1 protein-coding gene and 1 pseudogene are annotated in these 2,329 nt (G+C 30.1%); both read right to left on the bottom strand.

Going from position 1 to position 2,329, the window contains the following annotated elements:
* Window positions 1-1,344, bottom strand: a pseudogene (locus ACWGOQ_RS24015) (hypothetical protein); the annotation flags it as partial.
* 566 nt (window positions 1,345-1,910) lie between these two features.
* On the bottom strand, window positions 1,911-2,329 hold a 419-nt coding region (locus tag ACWGOQ_RS24010; protein ID WP_458202894.1), incomplete at its 5' end, for a hypothetical protein.

Raw genomic sequence — 2,329 nt, 5'->3', positions numbered from 1 at the left:
TATTGCAAAAGTTTCTCCAGCAGCAGCAGATGCATTAAATCTGTTATTAATAATTTTAGTTTCGTTAGCAAGAGATATAATACATCTTGTTTCTATATCGTTATCATCGATAGTTATTTTTTGTCCTATAGTTGCAGCGGTAAAACCAATTCTACTGTTAACTTCTGTATTTCTAGCAATAAGGATATCAAAAGCTAATTCATTTTCCATAAGAACTCCATTACTATCTCTGGTTCTAAATGCCTCAATATTTATAGCATAACCAACTTCTCCGCCATCAGATCCTGACATTGGTTGACCTATATTAGTAAATGTATTTCCCTCTATTAGAATATCTCGACCATCTGTAAGAGCGATTCCCATTCTTCTAATATCTTTAAATTTACAATTGATTACTTTTACATTAGTAGTAGGTTTATAATCTGGGTTAAAAGAAAAACCTAATGAATATATGGCGATTGCACCTTTAGAACCTTCGATAAAGTTAACTCCATCCATTGTAATATTTCTTCCAGAATGAATATGAAAAAGGTGAGTGCCTTCTAAACCAACATCTTCTGGAGAATAGGTGCGTTGATTTCTATCTCCGTGAAAGTTACCACCAGTGATTTTAACACTAGAAACATCTCTAACAGCCATAATTGCACCATTTTCAATACCTGGTTCTGCAGGAAATTGTCTTAGGTGAGTGTTATCAGACATTTTTAGATGAAAGCTTGACGGTAAGTTAATAGCTTCTACAGACGCATAAAAATTTTGATTAGATGTTGTACTTGTAACCTTGGTAGTTTCAAAATAAGCATCAAACGTATCCATTTCAAAGGTAGTTGCTCCCATTCTTTTAATTCGATAAATTAGTTTTTCAAACTCCTCCGTATTTTGAAGAGCTGTTTCAGAATTTGTAGGGCCTTGTACTATAGTCCTCCACTTAGATGCATCAAAAATAAATAGAGGGTCTTTTAATTTAACACCTCCTCGTAGAGATAAATCAGAATGTAATAGACGGCCATCGATATATCCGCCAGAAAATATTAGTGTTCCATTAGATATAGTACCTCCATCAAAATCAAAATTTACATTTGCAGGAAGTGAGATGTTTTTTCCATGAAGGTCTAAAACACAATCAATAGTTATCGTAGAGTTACTGGAAACACTTGATAAATCAAAATCACAAGGTGTGGTAGAAATTCTATTTTCTAAATTTTTACTTGAGTTTAGTTGTTGGTTTTCTAACTCTTCAGAAACTGAATCTTCAATTTTATCTTCACTGCACGAAATTAGGGAAATTGAAATAGACAAAAACAGGATGTAGGCTAGGTTTTTAATTTGGGTCAATTTTTTCATTTAGAATTTAATTTATTTGTTTTTAAAAATTTGGGTTATACATATAAAACGTACTTTAATCGATGATATTATGCATTTAATAGATAGTAAATTGAAAATTATTTATTTTGTAAGAATTTGTGAATATGAGTGAGTTATTACAGGTATTTATCTGATAATCAGTTATAAAAAATGCTTTTTTAACGTTTATAAAAATTAAAATACTTATAAAGACAACTATTTATTTATTTTATGAGCATTATTTTGTAGGAATAGACATAATTGTTCGTTTTTATAAAATATTTAGGTTATTCAAGAGGTAAATAAGAGAAATGAAGAAAATTAGGTAATACTGTCTATGCGATAGCTAGAGTAAATATTAAATAGGAGGTATCCGTTATCAAATTGAAGATGTTACGTATACCAAAAAGCTGTTTCTTATTAGTAAAAATGAAATGGAGTATGATATAAAAACCTTGGTTTAGTTAGTTTTTTAGAAGGATAAACAATTTTATATAAGCAAATAAGTCCGAATACGTATAGCATCCGGACTTATTAATATATTGTTTTTTTTTAACTTTTGAGGTCTACCTTTGTCCACAAGAGTTGTTAGTCATTGTAATCTCTCCGGGAGTATCTGAATTGTTATTAATACAATCATATCGATCAGCTCCAGAAGGTTCTAGTATGTTATTATTACTAATAGATACACTAGAATGAGTTCCATATAAACGGATACCATCACTATCGTTAGGGTCTATTCTGGTATTAGATGAAATATCGATATTAGAAGAAGTTCCTAATTCGATACCACCTGTTACTTCATTGTTCTTAAATGTAATTCCGTTAACATTATTAAATGTTATCTTTTTAGAGTTTAAGAATTTATTTCTTTCTAAAGAGATCGTATACCCATTAGACTCTGAGGTATTATTCAATCCAGTAAGATATAGATGGAACCCACCAGCAGTAACTTCATTATCGTTAATAACGGTATTATTTACAA

It is taken from the genome of Aquimarina ulvae (assembly GCF_053613295.3).
Note: the sequence above shows the minus strand (reverse complement) of the source record. Positions and strands in the feature narration are given on the sequence as shown.